We start from the raw sequence: 22,205 nt of genomic DNA, 5'->3' as shown, positions 1-22,205 counted from the left end.
GATTCAGATGTGTTCAACGCTTTGCGTTCGCTGGCGTACGGTTCGTCATTTGTGGTTTAGGGAGTCGCAAAAAAAACGACAGTGATGGGCCGCAGCAGACAAATGTATTCGCGCAGCGCGAGGTTTTACGCGGCTTGCGAAGGGATGAGCGGTAGAAGATACGTTTACCCGTAGAAGGTGGGGCTCGCCGCATTCAGTGCGAGCACTTCACCGGCGGGTGCCGCATTTGTTGCATCCGCTTTAAAGGCGACGTTCGATGCGCACGCAACCACTGCGCTTTGCGATGCGTTCGGCGCGAGCGGAATGAGCGGCACGATGCGAGGGCGGTTCGGCGCAAGATGAAACCAGTCGTGCGCGGCGCGGTATTTCGCGTCATTGATATGAACGAAGCGCGCGAAACGCTGTGCTTCTATCACCAGCTGCCAGCCGTCGCCTGCGCGCTCGACTTCGACGGTCAAGCCGAGTTCGTGACGATCGCCAATGCGCCGCTCGGGTAAATGAAACGCTTCGGACAGAATCTTCCCGCTCGCCGCATCACGCAACGTCGCGATCGTTACGTCGTGTGCGCGCGGGCCGAAGCGGTAGGCATGCGTCAGATCAAAGAACTGATCGAGACACGCAGCGGCGGCGATGCGGGCGGTGGAGCGCGGCGCGAGTTGCACCGCGCGGCTCGCCTGTGCAACTTTCACGCGGCCGTCGCGCAGACAGACGAGTTCGAGTTGCGCTGACAACGTTTGCGCGCGCTCATTGATCAGGTGGATATCGAGGCCGTTGAGGCCTTCGTCGGTGAGCAGCACCTGTATGGGTTGGAGCGTGTGAGCGAGGCCGTGTAAAGCGCTTTTAGGCCGTCCCGTGGCGTCGATCAGCCCCCAGCCCGCGCCCGGCCGCAAATCCTGAAGCTGCCAGACGAGTCCGCCGCCGCAGTCCGATCCGTTCCTGCGCCATTCGGTGAACACCTCGGCCATCAAGTCGGCCACCACTGCCCGCGACGCGTCCAGATAGCGCTGCGGGTCTTCGTATCTCAGACGCGCCGGCTCGACGCCATAAAGCGTCTGAAGATAGTGGTCGCGGACGTCGTCGAAATCCCATCCTGCGCCGGGATCGCGCGGCACTGCGGCTTTCCAGCGCGGATCGTGCGAATGGATCGTACCAAGCGCTTCATTCAAGGTGGCGTCGTCCGGCACGTTGGCAAAAGCCAGACATTCGGCAGCAAACCGTATCTGTGAGCGGCGCGCGTCGTCGAGCGGCCGCTGGTACGCGCCCACGCCATAGTAGTGAGTGATGCCCTCATTAGTACAAAACGGCCACACGCCGGTCGACGGCGAGTTGCTCACATAAGGCACGTCAGGCCGCTCACGAGCGGCGATAGCGGGCAATAGCTCGTCGAACACTGGTTGCACGCGCATCGAAGGCGGGAGCCCGAACATCGCGGCCTGCTGATCGGCCTCGCTGCCGCCGCACAACACCGCGAGCGACGCAAAGCGGCGCGTGCGGGCGAGAAACTGCGAGGCCTCGCATTCGATCGACGCACGGAAAGCCGCGTCGTTCGGGTAGTCAAAATTCGCCAATGCGAAGTCCTGCCAGACGAGCACGCCATATTCGTCGGCGAGGGTATAGAAGAGGTCGGACTCGTAGACCATCGTGCCGCCTACGCGCAGCATATTCATGCCTGCGTCGCGGGCCAGTTCGAACGCGTGCCGGAGTTGCGCTTCGCTGCCGGCCAGCGTCACGAGATCGGCGCTCGTCCAGCACGCGCCACGGCAAAACACCGGCACGCCGTTGATATGCAGCGCGAAGCCCGCACCGTCAGCGCCGCGGTCCACGGCGATCTCGCGAAAGCCGATCGAGCCGAGCGGCAGCGCAATGACCTCGCTGTCATCGAGGTGCAATAGAAGTGGATATAAAGTGGGCGCCCCGTGCGTGTGAGGCCACCAGCGTTCGACGCATGGCACCCGCACGCTGCCGGTCAGTGTGAAGGCGTCGCGCCATTGCAACGGCGAAACGTGGCCGCCGCAGCCGAGCGAAGCGCGGCACGCTGCGCGATCGTGCGGATGAACGAAACGTAGCGTTAGCGAAACAATACCGTCGTCGCCGTCAATCCGGCTCGAGACTTCGAAACGGTCCACCGCGTTCCGTGCATCGCTCAGCATCTCGACCGGCCGCCACGGTCCCACCGCGTGTACAGAAGGGCACCAGCCCGGCATATGGCCAAGCAGCGTCGTGCGGACGTTGCGCAACGTGGGCGGCGAGACGAGCCGCGGCCGCCATCTTGCGCGCGAGCGTTTTGCCGCCAACGCTGGCGCTAAAGAGCGAAAGCATATGTCGAGCGTCGCGCTGCCGTTCAGTTGGACGTCGAGCTCATGTGCGACGAACATCGAATCGGAGTCGAGGCGTCTGATGCCGTCGAGCCAGACTTCCGCGATGGTTGCGAGTCCATGCAGACGCAAGCGCCGTTTGCCCGTGCCGTTCAGCGTCACGCGATACCAGTGATCGTCGAAGGCGAGGGGTTCGGGATGCACCACGTCGAAGAGACCCGCGGCACGGCGCGCGCTCGCCACCGTGCCGGGAACTTGCGCCGCCAGCCAGCCGTGGTCCGGCAGATCCCCCGGTGACTCGCATGCTCCCGCCGGTGTACTGATACATTGCCAGCCGGTGTCCAGTCGCTGAGGCCAGATATCGTCGGGCGCGACGGCGTTTAAGCCGCCTATGTCATCGGATTCGGGCACCGGGTCGGTCGTCAGTGCATCCACGGCGGGTTCCTGATGAGTCCCCGGGGCTCGGGGCACATGCGTCACGACACGAGAGCGGCGAGCGGCGGCAGTGTCTGTTCGTAGGCGCTTTCGAGGACGTCGAAGCAGTCGTCGCACGCGTCGCGGCGTCCGCGCGCGATCGCTCGCACGAGCCGGAACTGCATGACCATCGACTCCGACGCGATACGTTGCGCGGCGGCGGGGATCGTCGCGGGAATCTCGAAGCCTTGCTCCGAGAGCCACAGCAGGTACTTCGAGAGAAACTCGAAGTTCGCGCCGAGCTGCCGCATCAGATTGAACGAGTACGGGTGAAAGAACGCCTCGCCGCGCGCCATGAGCGTATCGAGGTGGCCCGGGAACGCGGCACGCCATTCCGAAATCGGATTCGTCAAAGGCCGCCGGCTTAGATGCGCGCACAACAGTTCCGCCGACGCTTCTGCGAGTGCCGTGCCCTCCAGCGCGGGCCGCGCCTGCTTCGCGAATTCGACGTAGGGAAACAGCAGGTCGGGCTGCTGTGCGAATTGCGGCAGCTTGCGGAATACGCCGTCGTAGTCCTCGCCATCCAGCATGTGATAGCCGGTGTTGTGGAAATAGCCGAGGCGGCGCGCGGCCGGGTCGATGAAGTCGATGCCTACCGTGGTCTTCGGATGCTCACGACGATACGATGTGGCGCGCGTGTTCGGCAGATAAAAGCCGTCTACTTCGACGAGCACGGTGTGGCCGCGCTGAGTCTGCGCGAGCACGCGTGCTTCGAGCGAGTCGTAGATCGCGAGCTCCTGGACCTGGGTGCCGTAGAGTCGCTCCAGGTCTTCGAGAGGAAACTTGAAGAACGTGAACTGATCGCCTTCGAAGTCCTGTGTGACGGTGAAGCCAAACGCCGCGCGCGGATCGAGACCGAAGCCGTGCAGCAATTCGATCCACAGATCCACATAGCAGTTGGTTTCCTGCCAGACGCGCTCGCCCTGATGCCATGCATGCGGCTCGTGCTGGCGCGCACGCGCTGCTTGCGCGTGGAGTGCGGCTGCTTGCGATGAAACGTGCGAAGCGTCAGCAGTCGATGCGCGTTGCCGAGGCAACTGCGATGTAGAGAATGCGTTTCCCGGCAAGCGCCTCTGCGATGGACTCATGCGCCGTCTCCGGTGGCCGGTGCCGCAGCCAACGCCTGCATCTTTGCCATGCCGTGCGCGACGCGTGTTGCAGTGTCGCCCCATAGCAAAGCGCGCACGTCGTCCGGCCATGCTTTCACGTCCAGGCCGTGATGACGGAACAGCGCGAGCGTGATGCGCTCCATGCCGAAGCCGACGCAGCCGGTATGCGCGAGCGTGCCGTCTTCGCAGGCTATCTTCCAGATCTTGCCGAAGTGGTCCATGTGATAGTTGAACGACAGGCACGCCGTTTTGCTGTCCGGGTTCGCTACAGGAATCAGCAGTTCGAACTTGAGCGCCTGGGCACGCTGACTATCGGCGACAATTTTCCCACCGCGTCCGAAAAACGGGTCGTTGGCGAGATCCACTTCGACGGGCAATTGCAACAGGGAGACGAGCAGCGAGCCTCGTTCAATCCACATCTGGCGGAACGCCATTACCTCGTGCGCGTTGCCGAGCCGCACATATTCGCGCTGACGGAACATCTGCATACGGCCGGGATCGAGAGAAGGCTCATGACGGAAGCAATACGAGAGCACGTCGACGGTGCGTCCGCCCGCAGGCAGCGGGCCGCGCCGCGCCAGTACCGGATAGATCGGATAACAGGCGGCCGGCGTGAGCACCACGCGCGTGGGCTTTTGCTGCGCCATCCATTCGTCGCTGCGATCGTCGTCGCTCTCGCTCATTGCATGATCGAGCGCTTGCAACAGGCGCCGGTGTCCCATGTCGTTGCCGCAAAACGAGTGGATCGTGCCGGCGAGGTCGGGGAAATTCTTCAGATACTCGCTGTCCTCGAAGTCTGTCCGGCGCATGGCGGGTGGGAATCGCAATACTTCGGCATCCTGATCGGCGCCAAGGTGCGTGATAGCCACATTCAGCCGATCGACGACATCCTCGAAAATCTGGCTGCGGCCATACAGTCCATTTTCACCGGTGTCGATCAACAGGCCCGCGGCCAGCAACTCGTCGCGAAAGGTGGGCGCAATGTGTTCGTCGCCATTCGTGGCGGTAGCGAGAGCAGCGGTATCGGTCATCGTATTCATCAGGCTCTCCCCGGCGCGGCAGGGCGCTGCGCGAGCAGCAGGCTCGCGGTGTTCTGCGCGATGCGGTCGTTATTGATCATGAGCGGTGCGGAGTAGAGATCGCGCAAATGGCGTCCCACGCTGTACGGCGTGCCGTTCTTGTATCCGGCCATGCCGCAGATCATCATCACTTCGTGCACGACGTCCAGTGCAATCGTCGAAATGCTGGTTTTCAGCGTGTTCATGTCCGACGCAAAGCCAAGCATTGCCGCGAGCGGCGCATCGGCTTGCGATTCATGAAGGCGAGCGGCGTGCGCAGCACGCGCCGCGTCGAGCGCTACGGAAAGACGCGCCTGCATCATCTGCAACAACCCGACAGCATGCGCGAGGCGCACGCCGGCCGGCGAATTCGCGCCGGGCTTCGAACGAGCCTGTGCCCTGTAGAAGGCCTTCGCGCGATTCACTGCGTCGGCGGCCACACCCGTCCATACCGATGCCCACAGCGTGTGCGAGACCGGCAGCATGGTCTGGTCGGCGATCTCGGCGAAGGGCGTCGGCAGGATCTGCGCGGCAAGACCGGTGGCGACCAGTCTGAAGCCTTCGCTGCAGGTGCCGCGCATCCCCATCGAATCCCAGGCGCCGCGCTTTTCGAGCAGCGTTTGTTCGCGTAACGCGACGATCAGCACCTGGTCCGAGGCGGCCGACTCGGCCGTGCGGCGCGCGGTGACCAGAATGGCGTCGGCATGCGCGCCATATGAAATCGTCGGGGCGAGTTTTTCTATCGAAAAGCGCTCGCTGTCTGCCTCGACCGAACAGGCGCTCGTGCGCATATTGCCGCCGATCGTTTCCTCAGACGTGGCCGATGCAAAAAGCCATTGTTGCTCGCAAAGTTGCGTGAGCAACTGCCGGTGCCATGGCGACTCGCTGCCGTGCTCGTCGATACAGGCGACCTGGATCTGATGCATCGCATAGATCATCGCGGTGGACGCGCAGCCCTGGGCAAGCGTTTCGCAGATTGCGCCGACGTCCGCAAGCGAGAGGCCGGCGCCACCGTATGCCGCCGGCACCATCGCCGAAAGCAGGCGCTCGCGCCTGAGTGCCGCGAACGCTTCGGCGGGAAACCGGGCCTCGCTGTCGACGGCGTCGGCGAACTGCGCGGCGACTGCCGCACAGCGTTGCGCCGCAGCGCGCCAGGCGGGTCCGGGCTCGATCGCCGTCAGAGCCGCAGGCGTGGTCGCGGCCGCCGAAGCAGCCGGATCCAGCAGTGGGGTGTTCATGCTGCTTTCGCCTGTTGCAGTTCGGTAACGGCGGCGGCCATCGAATCGATGCTCGAAAACAGCCGGCGCGTGAGCATGCGGTCTGGAATCTCGACGTCGAATTCATCCTCGATTGCGAGCATCAGGTGCACGGTCGCGAGGGAGGAGAGGCCTGCGGCATAGAGATCGGCATCGTCCGCGAGGCTCTCCGGCGATACGTCGAGGCGAGCGGATTCGGAAAGGATGCGTCGCAATGCGGTTTTCATGGTGGTGTACCCCTCAGTTGTGCAGCGGTCTCTTCGCGTTCGCCGATGTAGACGAATGCATGCGGCCGATTTTTTTATTCGCGACGTGAGGCGCGATCCGGTGCCTCGTATTTAAGAATCGCCAACCCGCAGCGTCAGTGCGGCGCCGCACGGAAACGCATGTATCGCGGCCTTAACGTGTAGCCATCAGACGGGCCGGCGTGTCGAACGTGGCCCAGGCGGGCGGCGTGCGGCGCCGTCCGTTAAACATAAAAGAATCCGCTGGGGAACGTGATGAACTGGAAAACGCTGGAATTCGAGCAGCTTTCGGCACGCGAGCTGTACCTGATTCTGCGGGCGCGCAGCGCGGTGTTCGTCGTCGAACAATCGCATGTCTACCTCGATGCCGATGGCCGCGACGAGGAATCGCTGCATGTGTTCGCCGTGGAGGACATGGGTCGCCCCATGCCGATTCTTGCCTATGCTCGCGTGCGGCCCGGCGACGCTGAAGACCCCGAGATCACGATCGACAAGGTATTGACGAGCCCGCTGCGGCGCGGCGACGGTACCGCTGAAATGCTGGTGGAGCGCGTATTGCAGGCCATTGCCGAGCGTTGGCCGGGACACGCCGCGCGTGTGAGCGCGCCGCTCGGCTTGCGCGAGTTCTACGAGCAATTCGGCTTTCGCAAGACGGAAGGTCCATACCTCGAACATGGCGTGCCATTTATTGGCCTCACGCGGCACATGCGCGCCTCGCAGCCGCTCGCTGTGTTGCGGCGGCGCGAGCGCGATCGTGCTGCGCTCGTCAACACGTTCGAGATGCTGTAATGGAGCGGTTGCTGATCACGCCGTCGAGCGCTCGGCTCGCGCTGCGCACGCCGGCTGACGACAGGCACGGTGCAACGACGAGGAGCGAACGAGGAGCGGCCAGAACCGCTCGCACTCGCCGCGCGTCGCGGACATTGCGGCACCCGCTACGTTGGCCGTTGCTGCTGTTCGGCGCGACGCTGGGCCTCATCCTGCTGCATCAGGGCAAAGTGGTCGAGCTGTTCTTTCCAGCCGGTGCCTTTGGCGTTGCGCTGTTGCTGTACCGGCGCTCGCCGGCTCACTACCTCGGTTTCGTCTGCTGGCTTTTCTTTCTCACGCCGGAGGTGAGGCGTCTCGCGGACTTCGTGAGCGGAGCGTTCAATCAGCAAAGCCCGATCATGGTTGCACCGTTGCTGGCGGTGGCGCTCATGGGATTCACGCTCATCAAGCACGTCTCTGCGTTCGGACAGCGCCGGGCCGCACCGCTTCTGTTGATCGTGATCGCGCTTCTGTACGCATACGTGGTGGGCTTTGTGCAAGCCGGTCCTGCCGCCGCAACCTTTACGCTGATCAACTGGCTCTATCCAGTGATGGTCGCGTTTTATATGACCGTGACGTGGCGCCATTATCCGCACTACCACCGGGTCCTGCTCAAGACGTTCGTTTTCGGCGGACTCCTGATGAGTCTCTACGGCTTGCTTGAATTCATTTCGCCGATGCCGTGGGATGCCTTCTGGCTGATCGCCTCGAAGATGGAATCCGAGGGACAGCCGGTGCCGTTCGGCATGCGCATCAGCAGCACGATGAATTCTTGCGGTCCGTTCGCGGTCACGCTCATGACTATCCTGCTGATGTCGCTCGCAGCGCGCGGAAAAGCCCGCATTGTGCTCGGCTGTGTCGGCATTCCCGCGCTGCTGCTCACCAGCGCGCGCAGTACATGGGGCGGTTTTGCAATTGCGCTTGTCTATTCATTTGCCATGCTCGACGGCAAGAGCCGGATGCGCTTGCTCGCCGGTGTATTCGGCCTTGCCGTGATGGCCGCGCCGCTAATGATGATCGATCAGGTGGCCGAGCCCGTGATGCGCCGCTTCAGCACCATCCAGGACATCGGCGAGGACAACAGCTACCAGGCGCGCGCGGAGTTCTACAAGATGTTTCTTTCGTCGGCACTCACCGATATCGCAGGCCAAGGCCTCGGCGCGACGGGTCAGGGCACCAAACTGTCCGACGACAAGTCGGCCTCCGCGATAGCCGACTTCGACAGCGGCCTGATGGAAGTGCCCTTCGTGATGGGCTGGCCAGGCACGCTGCTGTACGCGACAGGCGTGGTCATGTTGCTGTGGCGCGCGTATCGCGCGAGCCGATCGCATCCAACCGATCTTCTCGCTATCTCCGGCGTAGGTGTGGCCGTCGCCATCTTCTCGATGATGATTTTCATCAACACGCTTACCTCCGTATCCGGGATGTTTTTCTTTCTCGGCGTGACCTTGCCGGTGATTTCGTTGCGCTATGCGCGAGAGCGGCACGCCACAAATAGCGCGACGGTTTCGCGGACCTGATAATTCAAATGAAGGACAACGGGATGCGAATTCTCATCGTTACCCATGTCGTGCGCAAGAACGATGGGCAAGGGCGCGTGAACTACGAGATCGTGCAGGCGGCGCTGGCCGCTGGGCATGCCGTGACGCTGCTTGCCGCGGAAGCGGCTGCGGAACTGGTCGCGCATCCGCGCGTGCGTTTTGTGCGCGTTGCGAAGAGCCGCCTGCCGACCCGGCTGGTGCAGTATCAAATGTTCGCTTTGCGCTGCGGTGCATGGATTCGCGCTCACCGCAATGAGTTCGACGTGGTTCATGTCAACGGCTTCATTGCATGGGCCCGCTCCGACGTCAACGCGGCGCACTTCGTGCACGACGGCTGGTATCGCTGCGGCTTCTACCCGTTTCGTCTGCTGCACAGTTTCTATCACGCGTATCAGGTTATCTACACCAGGCTCAACGTCGCATGCGAGAAATGGGCGTTTCGCCATACCGAGGTCATCGTGCCGGTTTCGCAGAAGGTGGCGGGCGAGGTGCGGGCGTTGGGTGTCGGCGCGGCGCGCATGCAGGTGATTCATAACGGCGTGGATGTCGACGAGTTCACGCCAGGCGCATGCGAACGCGCGCGTTTCGGCTTGCCGCAAGTACCGTTCATGCTGTTGTTCGCGGGCGATCTGCGCATGTCGCGCAAGAATCTCGACACCGTGCTGCATGCACTGATCCATACGTCCGCCGACGTGCATCTCGCGGTCGCGGGCATTCTGCACAACAGCCCGTATCCGGCGCTGGTCGAATCGCTCGGACTGAGCGCACGCGTGCACTTCACCGACATGGTGATGGACATGCCCGCGCTGATGCGCTCGGTCGATGCGTTCGTATTTCCTTCGCGCTACGAACCAATGGGACTGGTATTGCTGGAGGCGTTGTCCGCGGGATTGCCGGTCATCACGGTGCGCACTGCCGGAGGCGCCGAAGTGATCGAGCCGGGCAGCGGCGTCGTGCTCGACGATCCCGACGACGCGGCGACGCTCGGCGCGGCCATTATGCGTGTGGCGAGCGATACGGACTACGCACGAAGCCTCGGCACGCGTGCGAGAGAGGTGGCAAAAAGTCTGAGCTGGCAGGCCATGGCCGAGCGCTATCTGACAGTCTACGAGCAGGTGCATGCACGCCGCGCGGCACAACCGTTGCCGCCCGCATGCGCGACTGAGCCGGTGAAACTATGAGCGCGGTTCCGATCGATTCGCTGCAAATCGGCATGCACTGGTTCGACGAACGGCCAGGCGGTCTTGATCGTATGTTTCAGGCGCTGGTGGATACGCTTCCCGCTCAAGGGGTGAACGTGCGCGGCATGGTGGCGGGCAGCGCTGACGTGATCGAGGCTTCCGGTGGCCGCGTTCAATCGTTCGCGGGCGCGCAGGCGCAACTCGGCGCGCGGTTGCTGGGCTCCCGCAAATATTCGCGTGTGTTGCGGGCCGCGCGTATGCCTGACATCGTCGCGACGCATTTCGCTCTTTATGCAGCGCCGACAGCGGGCGTGTTTCGCAACGTGCCCAAGGTCGTTCATTTTCATGGACCGTGGGCGGCGGAGTCATATCCGGGGGGCGGGGGTGGGCTATCGCGCGCGTTGCGTGTCGCGCTCGAACGTTTCGTGTATCGCGGCGCGACACGTCATATCGTGCTGTCGCGGGCCTTCGGCCGTCTGCTCCATGAGACTTATGGCGTGAATGAGGACAGCATCCGCATCGTGCCGGGCTGCGTCGACGTCGCGCATTTCGACACTGGCATGACGAAGCTCGAAGCGCGTCGGCAACTCGGCCTCGCAGCGGACCGGCCTCTTATTTTCTGCATGCGTCGTCTGGTGTCGCGCATGGGGCTAGAAGATCTGATCGACGCAATGGCGATTGTGAAGCCGCTGCTACCAGACGTATTGCTGACTATTGCGGGCAAGGGTCCGCTTGCGTCGCAGTTGCAGGCTCGCATCGTCGCGCGCGGCCTCGAGGGCAACGTGACGCTTGCCGGCTTCGTGCCGGACGAGACCGTGCCGTTGTGGTATCGCGCGGCCGACCTCTCGGTGGTGCCGACCGTATCGCTGGAAGGCTTCGGCCTGACGACGATCGAATCGCTTGCCGCCGGCACACCGGTTCTGGTCACGCCGGTAGGCGGCCTGCCTGAAGCCGTGGCGCCGTTGTCGCGCGATTTGGTGCTGCCGTCCGGCGGTTTTAAGGCGATCGGAGAAGGCATGGCCGATGCATTGCTCGGCCGGCTCAAGTTGCCGGACGAAGAGGCATGCCGCAAGTATGCGCGCGAGAACTTCGACAGGCCGGTGGTGGCCGCACAAGTTGCGCAGGTCTATCGCGAAGCGATCGACGTGTTCTGACACGCCGGAAAACATGCGACGCCTCACACGCAAAACATTCGAGCGGCTAGTGTGCGCGGGCGCTCTCGCGCTCCCGCTGGTCGTGCTGCTTGCGGCGGGCGAATCAGAGCACGGCGCGGGCGGTCCGCGGTTGCCGGGCGGTGGAGTCCCTGCGGGCCAACTGGAAGCTCCGCCTGCGGCTGCAAAGATGTTGACCGAAGCCACCGAAGCGGTGGCGAGCATCTCCCCAGCCAACGCACAAGCGACCGGTGCTAATAATTCGCCATCCTATGTAACGTCATGGATCGGCAATACATGGGGCTACGGAGACCAGCGCTGGATGCAGATCGACATCCAGGCGATCGCCGTCACGCCGCAAGGCGACGTCTTTACTAATGCACCATGGGACGAGGCCGGTGGCGAACTCGGTCAGTATCGCAATGGCGAGCTGCTCCGCCACGGTGGCGAGACGCATGGCTGGGGAATGATGGGTGGCGACGCGATTGCCGCGAACGACGAGTATGTGTACGTCGCACAAACCATGGTCAGCCTCGGCAACGAAACCGCGAAGCACAGACCGTCGCCACGCGAGGGGGAAGTGTGGACCGGTATCTCGCGCCGCAGCCGCGCGGACATTCGCGACGGCGTACCGTTCGCCGGGCAGGTGAAGTTCCCCGCCGGCAGCCGCCTCGCGTTCCTGCTGATCGCCACTTATTCCGCAAAGGCCGACTACGCGATTCGTGGTCTGGCCGCGGACGATACGCGGCTCTTTGTCTCGAACGCGCTCGAGAATCGGGTGCAGGTGTTCGACGCGCAGACCATGCAGGCAATCGGCGCATTCCCGGTGCGTGAGCCGGGCCGCCTCGCGCTCGCGCCCGACGGTTCGTTATGGGTCTTGGAGAACAGCCGCACAGACGGCGCGCAACGCGTCGTGCACCATGAGCGCAATGGGGCAGTCATCGGCGAATTGCCGTTGCCTGAAGGCGTCGTGCCGGCGGATCTGACCGTCGACGCACGCGGACGCCTGTTGATCGCGGACAACGGCGTGCGCCAGCAGATCCTGATCTATATCGGCGACGCGAGCGCACGGACCAGTACGTCGACGGGCAACATGCAGCAAGGAACGGCCATGAAATTGACGGCCAGCTTCGGCGAAAAAGGCGGTATCTACGCGGGGCGCGCGGGCGCGCCGGGGCCCCGGCGCTTCAACGGTCTGACTGGCGTGGGCGTGGATCGCGCGAACAACATTTATGTGTCGATGAACGGTGCCGGTCCGCGCTCCTATGGCACCGGGCCGAGCACCTACGACGGCGCGTTGCTCGAAAGCTATACGCCCGATGGACGGCAGCGCTTCAGCTTGCAAGGGCTGCTGTTCGTCGACGGCGCGCAGTTCGTCGACGGCAATCCGCCGTCCGTGTACAGCGGCAGCAAGCGCTTCACGCTGGACCTCACGCGCGCGCCTGGCAACGAGTGGTCGTATGCGGGTTATACCGCCGACCGTTTCCGCTACCCATACGATCCGTACTTTCATCTGTACCTCGGCGGCCAGCGGGGTATGCCGATGGTGCGCGACATCGACGGGCATCGGCTGCTGTACACCACCGACATGTATTCGTCATATCTGCGCATCTATCGTTTCGCCGAAGATCGCGAGACGGCGATTCCGTCGGGGCTGTTCGCGCAATCGCACATAGACGGACACTGGCCGCGCAATCAGCCGGCGCGTGGCGAGTGGATCTGGCGCGACATGACAGGCGCGGGTGACTTCTCCCATGCCGCATTCGATCAGAACAGCAACGGCGCCGATGCGCCCGCAATGCGAGGCTGGTGGGTAGATAGTCGCGGCGACGTCTGGCAGGGCACCGAGGCGGCCGGCATTCGCTGCTTCCCGCTGCAAGGATTCGACCGCATCGGCAATCCGGTCTACCGGTACGCGGCGATGCGGCAATACGCAGTGCCCGCGCCGTTTTACCGCGTCGCACGGCTTAACTACTTTCCCGAAGACGACACACTGTTTGTCTCCGGCTCGACGCGCGCGCGGCCGTTTGTTCAGGACAACTGGAACAGTGCCGGTTCACAGCTTGCCCGCTACGACCACTGGAAAACCGGCAAACCGGTACTGCGCTATCTGATAGACCTGCCGGACCGCGGTCCGCCCGAATGGCTGTCGATCAACGGCTTTGCGGTGGCGGGCGACTACATCTTCGCCGTCGAAACGCGCAGTGCAGCCGTGCGGATTTATGACCGCGCAAGCGGGCGCGAAGCCGGCCGTCTGACACCGGGCAAGGAAGTCGGCACGGCGAGCGGCTGGGCCGACGTGCCGATGCCTGTCACCGCGCATCGTCTCGCGTCGGGCGAATACCTCGTATTCGTCGAAGAAGACGCACACGGCAAGGCATTGATGTACCGGTTCACGCCGTCAACGGCCGCGCTCGCGGCTGCTCATCGCAACTCCATCGACGTTGCAGGAAAATCATGAAAATCATCCATCTCGCCAATCACGCGCTGAATGTGGGCAACGGCATCGTCAATGTGATGGTCGATCTCGCGTGCATGCAGGCGCGCGCCGGACACGACGTGACGGTGGCCTCGGGCGGCGGCGGATTCGAGGAACTGCTCGCGCGGCACGGCGTGCGTCATGTGCTGTTGCCGCAATCGCCGCGACCTTTGCGTGTGCCGGCGATGGTGGCGCGCTTCAACAGGCTGGTATCGCAGATCGACCCTGACGTCGTACATGCACACATGATGACGGGCGCGCTGATCGCGCGCTTCGGCGTGCCGCGGCGACGCTTCGTCCTCGTTACAACGGTGCACAACGAATTCCAGAAGAGCGCGACGATGATGCGTGTCGGCGACCGCGTTGTCGCTGTCAGCGAAGCGGTGTCCGCCGCGATGGAACGGCGCGGTATTCCGAAGTCGCGCCTGAGCGTCGTGCGTAATGGTGCGCTCGGCACGCCGCGGCTCGCCGACGCGATCGCGCCGCGCTTACCTTTACTGACTCATCCGTGCATCGTGACGCTGGCCGGCATGTATGAACGCAAGGGTATCCGCGACCTGTTGCACGCGTTTGCGGCGGTGCGTGAGCGCGTGCCCGGCGCGATGCTGTATCTCGTGGGCGAAGGCCCCGACCGCGCCGCGATGGAGCAACTGGCCTCGCAACTCGGCGTCGCGCGGCATGCGCGTTTCGAAGGTTTCATTGCCGATCCGCGGGCCTATCTCGCGCAGGCCGATGTGTTCGTGCTGGCCTCGCACAACGAACCGGCGGGCCTCGTGCTATGCGAGGCGCGCGAGCAGGGATGCGCGATCGTCGCGACGCGCGTGGGCGGCATTCCGGAGATGCTCGACGGCGGCGAGGCGGGTATGCTCGTGCCGCCGCATGATCCCGCTACGCTGGCAAACGCGCTCGAGCGGCTTCTCACCGATCCGGCGAGGCGCGCCGAACTGGCCGCACGCGCGGTGCAGGATCTCGAGAAGTTCAGCGTGCAGCGCGTGAGCGACGGCTATCTGGCGATCTACGAACGCACGCTTGCGAGTTGCCAGCCGCGCCGCTTCGCCACCATTGCCACGCGCGATATCGACGCCGCTCGCGTCGGCATGGCGGAACGTGTGAGCCACTCGGCGCCCCTGTAAGCGCGGTGTTGCGCTCACGGCGGGCGTTTTTTACGGGGTCTGCGTGATTTCGTAGGCGCAGGTCCACGAATGATCCGTGGCCAGCGCGATATGTCGTGAAGGTGTGATCCGACTTCAGCTTGCCGATAAGGTCAGCCTGGTCCAGAGCTTGTACACGAGGCCGCGCAATTCGCTGGAGCCATGGAGCGACAAAGCCAGATTTGCGCACACCAGCACGAGCGCGGCGGCAATCAGTGAGGACGGCGCGCTGATCGACTCGGCGAGCGCGAGTGCTACCAGCAGAAACGCGAGATGCACCACCATATTGCGCACGATGGAGCCCACGTGCAGCCGGGCGAAGTGGAGTAGCACGCCGTAGTCGAACAGCGCCTTCGACACCACCACGACCGCCGCGCCCATGATGCCGAACCAGTGAATGCCACACCACAGTGCGCCGGCGAACACGGGCAGTTGCGCCCAGCTCACGCCCGCGATAGCGGCGGGACTGGTCTGCGCCTGGATGAGTATGCCGAGAATGCCGGCCTGCCCGCCGAGCCATACGGCGAGTATCAGCACGCACGCGACGGGCGCCGCAGCGGCCACCGTCGGCCCGAGCCACACGACAAGGAAGGGCTTGAGCGCGAACATCGCGACGATCAGGCAAGGCGTAAATGCGCCGTTCAGCAACGCGAGCGCGCTATGCGCGATCGCGTCCGCGTCCGCGCGCGACACGGCGGATAAGCGTGGGAACAGCGTGCGCACCATCGCGACGGGCAGCAGGTTCAGACGCGTGATCAGGTTCTGCGGCGTCGCATAGTAAGTCACGAAGCTCGCGCCGAGCAGCGCGCCGACCAGCACGCGGTCGAGTGTCGACGCGATCATGCCGGCGCCGGAAAAGAGCAGCATCCAACGGCCATAACGGAACAGTTCGGCCATCACGCGCCATTGCGGCATGCGCACGCGTCGAATGCCGATCGCACGAAACGCCGCGGCACCCAGCATCACACCGGCGAAGAGCCGTGCGAGAACCGCGGCCGGAATGACCACGGCAAGCGAGGGCGAGAAGCAGAAGATCGCCGCGAGCGGCAACAACTGGAAGAGCGCGGTGCCTAACGTCTGATTAACGTTGAAGCTCGCAAAGCGCTCGACTCCGTTGATCGCGCCCGCGAACACCCATGACACATTGGCAATGGGGACGGCCACCGCAATCCACGGCAAGCTCGCCATCACCTCACGCTGGAACGTCGGCTCGATCTTCACACCATGCGTGATGTAGACGACCGTACCCGCGTAAATGATGAGCCCGCCCACGATGCCGGTGCCGAGGTTCATGAACCACGCGCTCCAGAAAATGCGTTCGAGGGAGTCGTCGTTAGCGGCGCGCGCTTTGGAGATCTGATTTTCGGTGGCGAGGCTCGTGCCGAGATCCAGTACGCTGAAGTAGCCGATCAGCGTCCACACCAGATTGATGACGCCATAGCGTTCCACGCCCATCAGATGAATATAGGCGGGCACCGTGACGAGGGAAATGAACGTCGGAGCGATCGCTCCTGCAAAGTTGATGACGATGTTCCTGACGATACTTCTTTCCATGGTGCGCTGTCCGCGGGAATGTCGTGCAATGGTGCGGTTAGTACGGGGCGTTGTCGGTGCGCAGCCGCACCCACGAGCGCGTCCCGCACGAGGGCGTCGGCTTGTCGCTGGGTTAGATACTGCGCTTGTGTGCCGCTTGCGTGTGTGGCTGGGCGTACAGATGGGCGCTCTGCGTCGCGGTTAAATCAGCTTCGACCGCATACGGCCGGTGAACGGGCATCGCGAGGACAGCGTGAAGGAATCGAAAGAATTGAACCCGCGGCTCATCTCGATCTGCATACCGACCTGCAATCGACCGGGTCTGCTCGAAGAAGCCATTGAAAGTTGTGAAGCGCAGACATACGGCGAGTTCGAAATCGTGATCGGCGACGATTCGAGCGACGAGCGCACGGCGCAGATGGTCAAGCGTTGCCGGGCGCGCGCGAAGCATCCGATCCGCTACGAACGCAACCGCCCGAGGCTTGGGCAGGCATCCAATGTGAACCGGCTCTTCGCTCGCGCGCGCGGCGCGCGGCTCGTGTTGCTGCACGACGACGATCTGCTTGAACCGCATGCGCTGAGTACGCTCGATGCGTGCTGGCGCACCGATCCGCAATTGACCGCCGCATTTGGCAAACAGCGCGTGATCGCCGACGACGGCACGCCACGGCCCGAAGCCACCGCGCGGCTCAATCGCGACTACCGCCGCGTTCCTGAGCGTGCGGGGCGGCTCGCCGTGCCCGCGCTTGCCGGCATCGATCAGATGTTCCCGAACAACGGCTATCTGGTGGATACGCTGGCCGCTCGACGTGTCGGTTATCGGCTCGCGGCGCAAGTGGGCGAAGCGTGCGATTTCGATTTCGGTTTGCGCCTGTGCGTGGAGGCGGCGGCCGTTTGCTTCGTCGACGAGTTCGTTTCCATTTCGCGCGAGACGGCCTTGTCGATCTCGACGCATGCGTTGCCCGCGATGCACGCGTTCGCGCAGTTGTGCGCGAGCGATGTGCCCGCCGCCGCACATGCCGCGCGCGACGATGCGCTGCGGCGCGTCGCACCGCGCGCCGCTTCCGCGTATGCGCGCGCCGGTGACGCACGCGCCGCGTGGCGCGTGCTGCTGTCGAAGCATTACGCGTTGCGCGACCGGCTGCGCGCGCGCTTTTTGTACCACCTGCTGCTTGCCACACGCTCGACGCTTGGCGCACGCATGCCGCCTGGCGGTTGAGTCGGCAGGCTGGCAGCACGATGCGTGTGGCGATGCGTATTGGCGGGGTTAGTGTGGCAGAAGCAATGCGGCCCGAGGCAATGTGGCAGGGCGTACAGAGGCGAGGGGCGGGCTTTGCTGTAATGCCCGAAAGAAGACTTGTGAGGAGCGTAGCGTGAGGCCAGTAGTCTTCGATGGCCAGTTCGGCTGGTTGCATCCCGCAGCCGGGCCGCATGGCGTGGTGCTCTGCTACCCATTCGGCTACGACGCGCTTTGCACCTACCGCGGCATGCGCCGGCTCGCCGAGCGCCTCGCAATGCGCGGCGTCCCGGTACTGCGCTTCGACTATCCGGGCACGGGCGACTCCGCGGGCGATGCAAGCGAGCCGGGCCTCTGGCGCGCGTGGATCGACAGCATCAGGCAGGCCGTGGCGTTGCTGCGGCAATCGACGGGCATCGAGCACGTGAGCTTATGCGGCTTGCGGCTGGGCGGCACACTCGCCGCGCTTGCCGCTCAGGAACTGGGCGACGTCGACGGTCTTGTGCTGCTCTCGCCCGTGCTGTCCGGCAAAAATTATCAGCGTGAGTTGCGTGCCGGATATCGTCAGTGGCTGTCGATGCCCGCGGCAATGGATTGCACGCCCGAGCCGGACACCGACGAGTTCGTCGAGGCGTACGGCTTTCGCCTCTATCGCGAAACCATCGAAAGCTTGCGTGCGGTCGATCTGCGGCGCGATGCGCCGTCACCAGCAAGGCGGGTGCTGGTGCTCGATTCGCTGGACGCGACACGCGTCGATGCGCTGGTCACGCATTATCGGGAGCAGGGTGTCGAGGTCGAGCGCCACAGCTTCGACGAATACAGCAAGTTCATGATGGAGGCGCTCGACAGCGAGATACCGCACGCGGCGTTCGAGTCGATTGAGAACTGGCTGGCGGGAGACTCGACAGGCAGCCCTGCAGCGGTGTCGGCCGTGAGTGCATATGCAGGCGATGTCGAAGGCCACATTGTCGAAGCCGGCGTGACCGAAACGCCCGTATCGATCGACAACGGCAGACTGTTCGGCATCTACTGCGTGCCTCATTCTCATTCAGCGACGAGCGGTGGCAGCACAGGTGCCCCCGCGGTGCTGATCGTCAACACGGGCGCAGTGTCCAGAATCGGCAACGCGCGGCTCGGCGTGCGTTTTGCGCGGCGTCTCGCACGGCAAGGTATTGCCTCGCTTCGCGTCGATCTCGGCGGACTCGGCGACAGTCAGCCTTCGCTCGATGCGGTCACGCTCGACGCGCTCTACGCGCAGAGCGGCGCCGACGATGCCGCCTGCGCCGCGCGCTGGCTCACGGCGCGTGGCCACCGCGGTGCCGTGCTGCTCGGCATCTGCGCGGGCGCCTACGCCGGTCTTCATGCTGCATCGCGCGAGCCCGCGGTGACGGGTGCGATGCTCGTCAATCTGCAGAAATTCACGTGGCGCAACATCTGCGATGAACACGGCAAGCCGACCGTGCGAGTCGCGGCGATCGGTTCGACGCGCAGCTATTTTCGTTCGATGTGCGAGCCGCGCAAATGGCTGCGCGTGGTTAAAGGGCAGACGGGCGGCTGGCCCGTTGCGCGCGAACTGGCCACCCGTGTTGCGGCGCTTTTGCGAGCGACGCTGGCCGATCGGATCGAGCGAATCACCGGACTGCAGCTTGGCGCGAACGAGGAGCGTCGTCCGTTTGCGGCGCTCGACGCGCGCGGGGTCGAGACGCGCCTTCTTTATGGCGTTTTGGACGAAGGCGTTGAAGAACTCGAGAAATACTTCGGAGTGCGTGGCATCAGGTTGCAGCGATTGAACCGCGTTCGCGTGGTTTTCTGCGAGCGCACCGACCACGCAATTCTGTCCGCGAGCGCGCAGGAAAACGTGATGTCGCATTTCGAAGACTTCTATCGCAGCCAGTTCGGTGAGCAGTCCGCTGCCGCCAGGCTCGAAGCCGGCGAAACTGTCGCGACGCATTGCAGCGGGCCCCGTACGCGCGCGGCGCAATGGCTCGTCAAGCATGCGCGTGCATTTCGCCTAACCGGAGAAGCGTGATGAAACTCGTGGGACAGCGTGCCACGCGCCTCGGCGTTGACGGCGCGCTGTCCCGATCTGCTCGCCAGTGCGCCGTCTGGCAAGCCGACATTCATCACTTTTTGCGGCGCACTCCGATACGCTGGAGGAGTGCCGTGAATACACAATCCGACCTCGACCGCATCAATCGCGTGGCGTGGAATTCGCGCGACGCGGCGCGCGTTTTCGCCGCGGGCAAAACCTTCTCCGACGCCGGCGAGGAGGCCGCGTTCCAGTGGCTCGCGCCGCGCTGCGCGGCAACGCCGTTGCTCGACATCGGCATTGGCACCGGGCGCACCGTTGCGTTGATGCTGGCAGTCTCGAACGACTACACCGGCATCGACTACACGCCAAAGCTGCTGGACATTGCGAGGTCGCGCTATCCCGGCCGCGACTTGCGCCATATGGATGCGCGCGAGATGTCGGAGCTGCCGTCGAATCATTATGGGCTGGCTGCGTTTAGCTGGAACGGTATCGACTGCGTGGACTACGACGGTCGCGTGAAGATCCTCGAAGAAATGAATCGCGTGGTGCGGCCGGGCGGTTATGTGCTGTTCTCGTCGCACAATCGCGGCGGCCCCGGTTATCGCGAGAACATCTGGCAACTGCTGCCGCAGTTCACCTCCAATCCGCTCAAACTCGGCTGGCGCACGCTGCGTTCACTTCGCCGCTTCCAGCTCGGCACGTTGAACTACGTGCGTAACGGCAAGCTGAACCACGACTACGGCGGTTACTCAGTCAAGACAGCGGCGGCTCACAACTTCGGCATTGTGATCGTCTACACGACGCTTCGCGAACAGCGCCGGCAACTCGCGCAGGTGGGCTTGCAATGCGATGCGGTGTTCGGCAGTTGCGATGGCAGGCGCATTCCGGACGACGTAGAGGACAGCGACGCCTGGTGGTTTCACTTCATCGCGCACAAGCCGCTTGACGCATATCGCTTCGATCAGGAGAGCGGCCATGCACGTCGACGCACTTCGGCTTGACGAGCCGCGCGCAGCAGACGCGGACTTCGACGAGCGTGGCTTCCGGCATGCGCTCGGGCGCTTCGCGACTGGCGTCGTCGTGATCTCGACCGGCAGTGGCGAACGTCTGCACGCGATGACTGCGAACGCCTTCATGTCGGGTTCGCTCAGGCCGCCGCTGATCGTGGTGTCGGTCGGGCAGAGCGCGCGTATGCACGAGCGCCTGATGGGCTGCGCGGTGTTCGGTGTAAGCGTGTTGTCGGACGCCCAGGAGGCGCACAGCCGGCACTTCGCGGGCGAGCCGCAGAGCCGGCTTGCGCCGTGCTTTACCGGCGTCGACGGACTTGCGGACGTGGTGCTTCTCGAACATGCGGCAGCGCGCTTCGCAGCGCGCGTGGTGGACAGGCATCCGTGCGGCGACCACACGTTGTTCGTCGGCGAGGTGTTGATGTTTTCGCTTGGCGAAAACGCGCCGCTCGTTTTCTTCGGCGGTCGCTATGGATCGGTTGCCGGTTCGCGCCTTGCGACACCGGCACCGACGCATGCATTGCCCGCATCCGCGCACTGCGAACACGTTGAACCGGGTCCACCGTATGCAAAAAGCCATGACTGATTCGAGACCATTTAGGTTCAGACAATTTATCGTTCAACGTGCGTCGTCGCACGATGCAAAGTCGAGGCCGCAGGCATGCTTGAAACGCAAGCTTGTGGCCCTTTGGCACGTAGCGCGTTACATAGAAGAAACAATTCTTCAGAGGGATAACCCTGTCAGGAAGTGTCCCAACTGGCGTAACCGTTGTGAAGCTAGCAACGTATCGTGGATGAACACCACGTGACGATAAAACACACAAAGAACGTCGGTTTATCAACAGGCTACGCGGGGGCGAACACCGCTTCGGGGAGAGGGTCATGGAACAGGGAAACAAAGATCGATCACTGGTCAGCAAGGTGATGGACGGGCTCGTTACGGGCATCGTCGAGGAGAAGTACGGCGCGATACTGCCGCCGCAAGACGTGCTGTCGAAAGAGTTCGACGTGAGCCGCACGGTCATGCGTGAGGCGCTGTCGATGCTGCTCGCGCGCGACATGCTCGATGTGCGGCCGAAGATCGGCACGCGCATCCGGCCGATGAGCGACTGGCGCATGATCGACGAAGACGTCGTGAACTGGCGTTTTCGCGCGAAGCCCGATCCGCTGTTTCTGCGCGACGTGATCGAGTTTCGCATTCTGATCGAGCCGCGGGCGTCGGCGCAGGCCGCGGCGCGCGGCAGCGCGGCGGACATCGCTGCGGTGCGCGACGCGTTCGAGGCGTTTCGCGTGATCCGTCCGGCAGAACCGGGGTATCAGGAAGCCGACGAACTCTTTCATACGCGCATCGTCGTCGCGAGCGGGAATCAGTTCTTCAAGCAGATGGCGGCGATCATTCGCGGCGCACTGGCGACGGGCAACCCGATCGTGAATGAGAGAGAAGGGATGTGGGAAGGCGCAGTGAATTCGCACCGGCGCGTGGTCGAAGCGATAGAACGGCGCGATCCTAAAGAGGCCGAGCTTGCGTCGATGGCGATGATCGACTTCACGACCGAAGAGATCGCGGGCACCTTCGCCGCAGCGCCGCCGGTCCCGCCCGCGCATGGCGGAAACGCGGGATAACGCCGG

General features: G+C 63.8%; 17 protein-coding genes. 11 read left to right on the top strand and 6 right to left on the bottom strand.

The window, feature by feature from the left end; translation table 11 throughout:
• Positions 1 to 164: 164 nt before the first annotated feature.
• From ACTJLB_RS21825 to ACTJLB_RS21805, 5 genes are read right to left on the bottom strand one after another with little or no spacing between them, the layout of a single operon-like run.
• Positions 165 to 2,750: a glycosyl hydrolase 2 galactose-binding domain-containing protein gene (locus ACTJLB_RS21825; protein WP_440784426.1), complete on the bottom strand. Its 2,586-nt coding sequence runs from the start codon at positions 2,748 to 2,750 to the stop codon at positions 165 to 167.
• Between the two features lie 41 nt (positions 2,751 to 2,791).
• Positions 2,792 to 3,877 (bottom strand): DUF1839 family protein, encoded by a 1,086-nt coding sequence (locus tag ACTJLB_RS21820; protein ID WP_440784425.1) that lies wholly within the window; start codon positions 3,875 to 3,877, stop codon positions 2,792 to 2,794.
• On the bottom strand, positions 3,874 to 4,938 hold the full coding sequence (locus ACTJLB_RS21815) for an amino acid--[acyl-carrier-protein] ligase (RefSeq protein WP_288823912.1): 1,065 nt from the start codon (positions 4,936 to 4,938) through the stop codon (positions 3,874 to 3,876). Before ACTJLB_RS21815 ends, ACTJLB_RS21820 begins: the two co-directional genes overlap by 4 nt.
• Complete coding sequence (locus ACTJLB_RS21810) at positions 4,938 to 6,194, bottom strand: acyl-CoA dehydrogenase family protein (RefSeq protein ID WP_440784424.1); 1,257 nt, start codon at positions 6,192 to 6,194, stop codon at positions 4,938 to 4,940. Before ACTJLB_RS21810 ends, ACTJLB_RS21815 begins: the two co-directional genes overlap by 1 nt.
• Positions 6,191 to 6,439 (bottom strand): acyl carrier protein, encoded by a 249-nt coding sequence (locus ACTJLB_RS21805; RefSeq protein ID WP_020065747.1) that lies wholly within the window; start codon positions 6,437 to 6,439, stop codon positions 6,191 to 6,193. Before ACTJLB_RS21805 ends, ACTJLB_RS21810 begins: the two co-directional genes overlap by 4 nt.
• Before the next feature lie 273 nt (positions 6,440 to 6,712).
• Between ACTJLB_RS21805 and ACTJLB_RS21800 the strand changes: the two genes are divergently transcribed.
• The 6 genes from ACTJLB_RS21800 to ACTJLB_RS21775 are packed head-to-tail and all read left to right on the top strand — an operon-like array spanning position 6,713 to position 14,749.
• Positions 6,713 to 7,246: a GNAT family N-acetyltransferase gene (locus ACTJLB_RS21800; protein WP_020065748.1), complete on the top strand. Its 534-nt coding sequence runs from the start codon at positions 6,713 to 6,715 to the stop codon at positions 7,244 to 7,246.
• On the top strand, positions 7,246 to 8,784 hold the full coding sequence (locus ACTJLB_RS21795) for an O-antigen ligase family protein (protein ID WP_440784422.1): 1,539 nt from the start codon (positions 7,246 to 7,248) through the stop codon (positions 8,782 to 8,784). The genes ACTJLB_RS21800 and ACTJLB_RS21795 overlap by 1 nt, the downstream gene beginning before the upstream one ends.
• Positions 8,785 to 8,807: 23 nt before the next feature.
• On the top strand, positions 8,808 to 9,986 hold the full coding sequence (locus tag ACTJLB_RS21790; RefSeq protein ID WP_440784421.1) for a glycosyltransferase family 4 protein: 1,179 nt from the start codon (positions 8,808 to 8,810) through the stop codon (positions 9,984 to 9,986).
• Positions 9,983 to 11,140: a glycosyltransferase family 4 protein gene (locus tag ACTJLB_RS21785; protein WP_440784420.1), complete on the top strand. Its 1,158-nt coding sequence runs from the start codon at positions 9,983 to 9,985 to the stop codon at positions 11,138 to 11,140. Before ACTJLB_RS21790 ends, ACTJLB_RS21785 begins: the two co-directional genes overlap by 4 nt.
• Positions 11,141 to 11,153: 13 nt before the next feature.
• Positions 11,154 to 13,598 (top strand): hypothetical protein, encoded by a 2,445-nt coding sequence (locus ACTJLB_RS21780; RefSeq protein WP_440784419.1) that lies wholly within the window; start codon positions 11,154 to 11,156, stop codon positions 13,596 to 13,598.
• A complete protein-coding gene (locus ACTJLB_RS21775) occupies positions 13,595 to 14,749 on the top strand; it encodes a glycosyltransferase family 4 protein (protein WP_440784418.1) in 1,155 nt (384 codons plus the stop codon). The genes ACTJLB_RS21780 and ACTJLB_RS21775 overlap by 4 nt, the downstream gene beginning before the upstream one ends.
• Before the next feature lie 114 nt (positions 14,750 to 14,863).
• Here ACTJLB_RS21775 and ACTJLB_RS21770 read toward each other — a convergent pair whose 3' ends face one another.
• Positions 14,864 to 16,321 carry an oligosaccharide flippase family protein gene (locus ACTJLB_RS21770; RefSeq protein ID WP_408196921.1) on the bottom strand — a complete coding sequence of 486 codons (1,458 nt, stop codon included), beginning with the start codon at positions 16,319 to 16,321 and terminating at the stop codon, positions 14,864 to 14,866.
• A 232-nt stretch (positions 16,322 to 16,553) separates the two neighbouring features.
• Between ACTJLB_RS21770 and ACTJLB_RS21765 the strand changes: the two genes are divergently transcribed.
• The 5 genes from ACTJLB_RS21765 (at position 16,554) to ACTJLB_RS21745 (ending at position 22,199) form a co-directional block, all read left to right on the top strand.
• Positions 16,554 to 17,519: a glycosyltransferase family 2 protein gene (locus tag ACTJLB_RS21765; RefSeq protein ID WP_241077829.1), complete on the top strand. Its 966-nt coding sequence runs from the start codon at positions 16,554 to 16,556 to the stop codon at positions 17,517 to 17,519.
• Positions 17,520 to 17,673: 154 nt separating this feature from the next.
• A complete protein-coding gene (locus ACTJLB_RS21760; protein WP_440784417.1) occupies positions 17,674 to 19,566 on the top strand; it encodes a serine aminopeptidase domain-containing protein in 1,893 nt (630 codons plus the stop codon).
• Positions 19,567 to 19,700: 134 nt separating this feature from the next.
• Positions 19,701 to 20,570, top strand: coding sequence for a class I SAM-dependent methyltransferase (locus tag ACTJLB_RS21755; protein WP_440784416.1), 870 nt, complete (start codon positions 19,701 to 19,703; stop codon positions 20,568 to 20,570).
• Complete coding sequence (locus ACTJLB_RS21750; protein WP_408417993.1) at positions 20,545 to 21,162, top strand: flavin reductase family protein; 618 nt, start codon at positions 20,545 to 20,547, stop codon at positions 21,160 to 21,162. The genes ACTJLB_RS21755 and ACTJLB_RS21750 overlap by 26 nt, the downstream gene beginning before the upstream one ends.
• A 296-nt stretch (positions 21,163 to 21,458) precedes the next feature.
• Positions 21,459 to 22,199 (top strand): FadR/GntR family transcriptional regulator, encoded by a 741-nt coding sequence (locus ACTJLB_RS21745; RefSeq protein WP_020065759.1) that lies wholly within the window; start codon positions 21,459 to 21,461, stop codon positions 22,197 to 22,199.
• Positions 22,200 to 22,205 lie beyond the last annotated feature (6 nt).

Source organism: Paraburkholderia sp. 22098 (assembly GCF_052045935.1).
Taxonomy (GTDB): Bacteria; Pseudomonadota; Gammaproteobacteria; order Burkholderiales; family Burkholderiaceae; genus Paraburkholderia; species Paraburkholderia caledonica.
The sequence above is the reverse complement of the archived record's forward strand: the minus strand, read 5'-3'. Positions and strand labels throughout refer to the sequence as shown.

What these genes read in the sequence shown, in the direction of transcription:
- ACTJLB_RS21790 (WP_440784421.1), top strand. Translation starts at nt 8,808, where the DNA reads ATGCGAATTCTCATCGTTACCCATGTCGTGCGCAAGAACGATGGGCAA.
- ACTJLB_RS21745 (WP_020065759.1), top strand. Translation starts at nt 21,459, where the DNA reads ATGGAACAGGGAAACAAAGATCGATCACTGGTCAGCAAGGTGATGGAC.
- ACTJLB_RS21815 (WP_288823912.1), bottom strand. Translation starts at nt 4,938, where the DNA reads ATGAATACGATGACCGATACCGCTGCTCTCGCTACCGCCACGAATGGC.
- ACTJLB_RS21780 (WP_440784419.1), top strand. Translation starts at nt 11,154, where the DNA reads ATGCGACGCCTCACACGCAAAACATTCGAGCGGCTAGTGTGCGCGGGC.
- ACTJLB_RS21810 (WP_440784424.1), bottom strand. Translation starts at nt 6,194, where the DNA reads ATGAACACCCCACTGCTGGATCCGGCTGCTTCGGCGGCCGCGACCACG.
- ACTJLB_RS21775 (WP_440784418.1), top strand. Translation starts at nt 13,595, where the DNA reads ATGAAAATCATCCATCTCGCCAATCACGCGCTGAATGTGGGCAACGGC.
- ACTJLB_RS21795 (WP_440784422.1), top strand. Translation starts at nt 7,246, where the DNA reads ATGGAGCGGTTGCTGATCACGCCGTCGAGCGCTCGGCTCGCGCTGCGC.
- ACTJLB_RS21770 (WP_408196921.1), bottom strand. Translation starts at nt 16,321, where the DNA reads ATGGAAAGAAGTATCGTCAGGAACATCGTCATCAACTTTGCAGGAGCG.
- ACTJLB_RS21800 (WP_020065748.1), top strand. Translation starts at nt 6,713, where the DNA reads ATGAACTGGAAAACGCTGGAATTCGAGCAGCTTTCGGCACGCGAGCTG.
- ACTJLB_RS21805 (WP_020065747.1), bottom strand. Translation starts at nt 6,439, where the DNA reads ATGAAAACCGCATTGCGACGCATCCTTTCCGAATCCGCTCGCCTCGAC.
- ACTJLB_RS21785 (WP_440784420.1), top strand. Translation starts at nt 9,983, where the DNA reads ATGAGCGCGGTTCCGATCGATTCGCTGCAAATCGGCATGCACTGGTTC.
- ACTJLB_RS21820 (WP_440784425.1), bottom strand. Translation starts at nt 3,877, where the DNA reads ATGAGTCCATCGCAGAGGCGCTTGCCGGGAAACGCATTCTCTACATCG.
- ACTJLB_RS21750 (WP_408417993.1), top strand. Translation starts at nt 20,545, where the DNA reads ATGCACGTCGACGCACTTCGGCTTGACGAGCCGCGCGCAGCAGACGCG.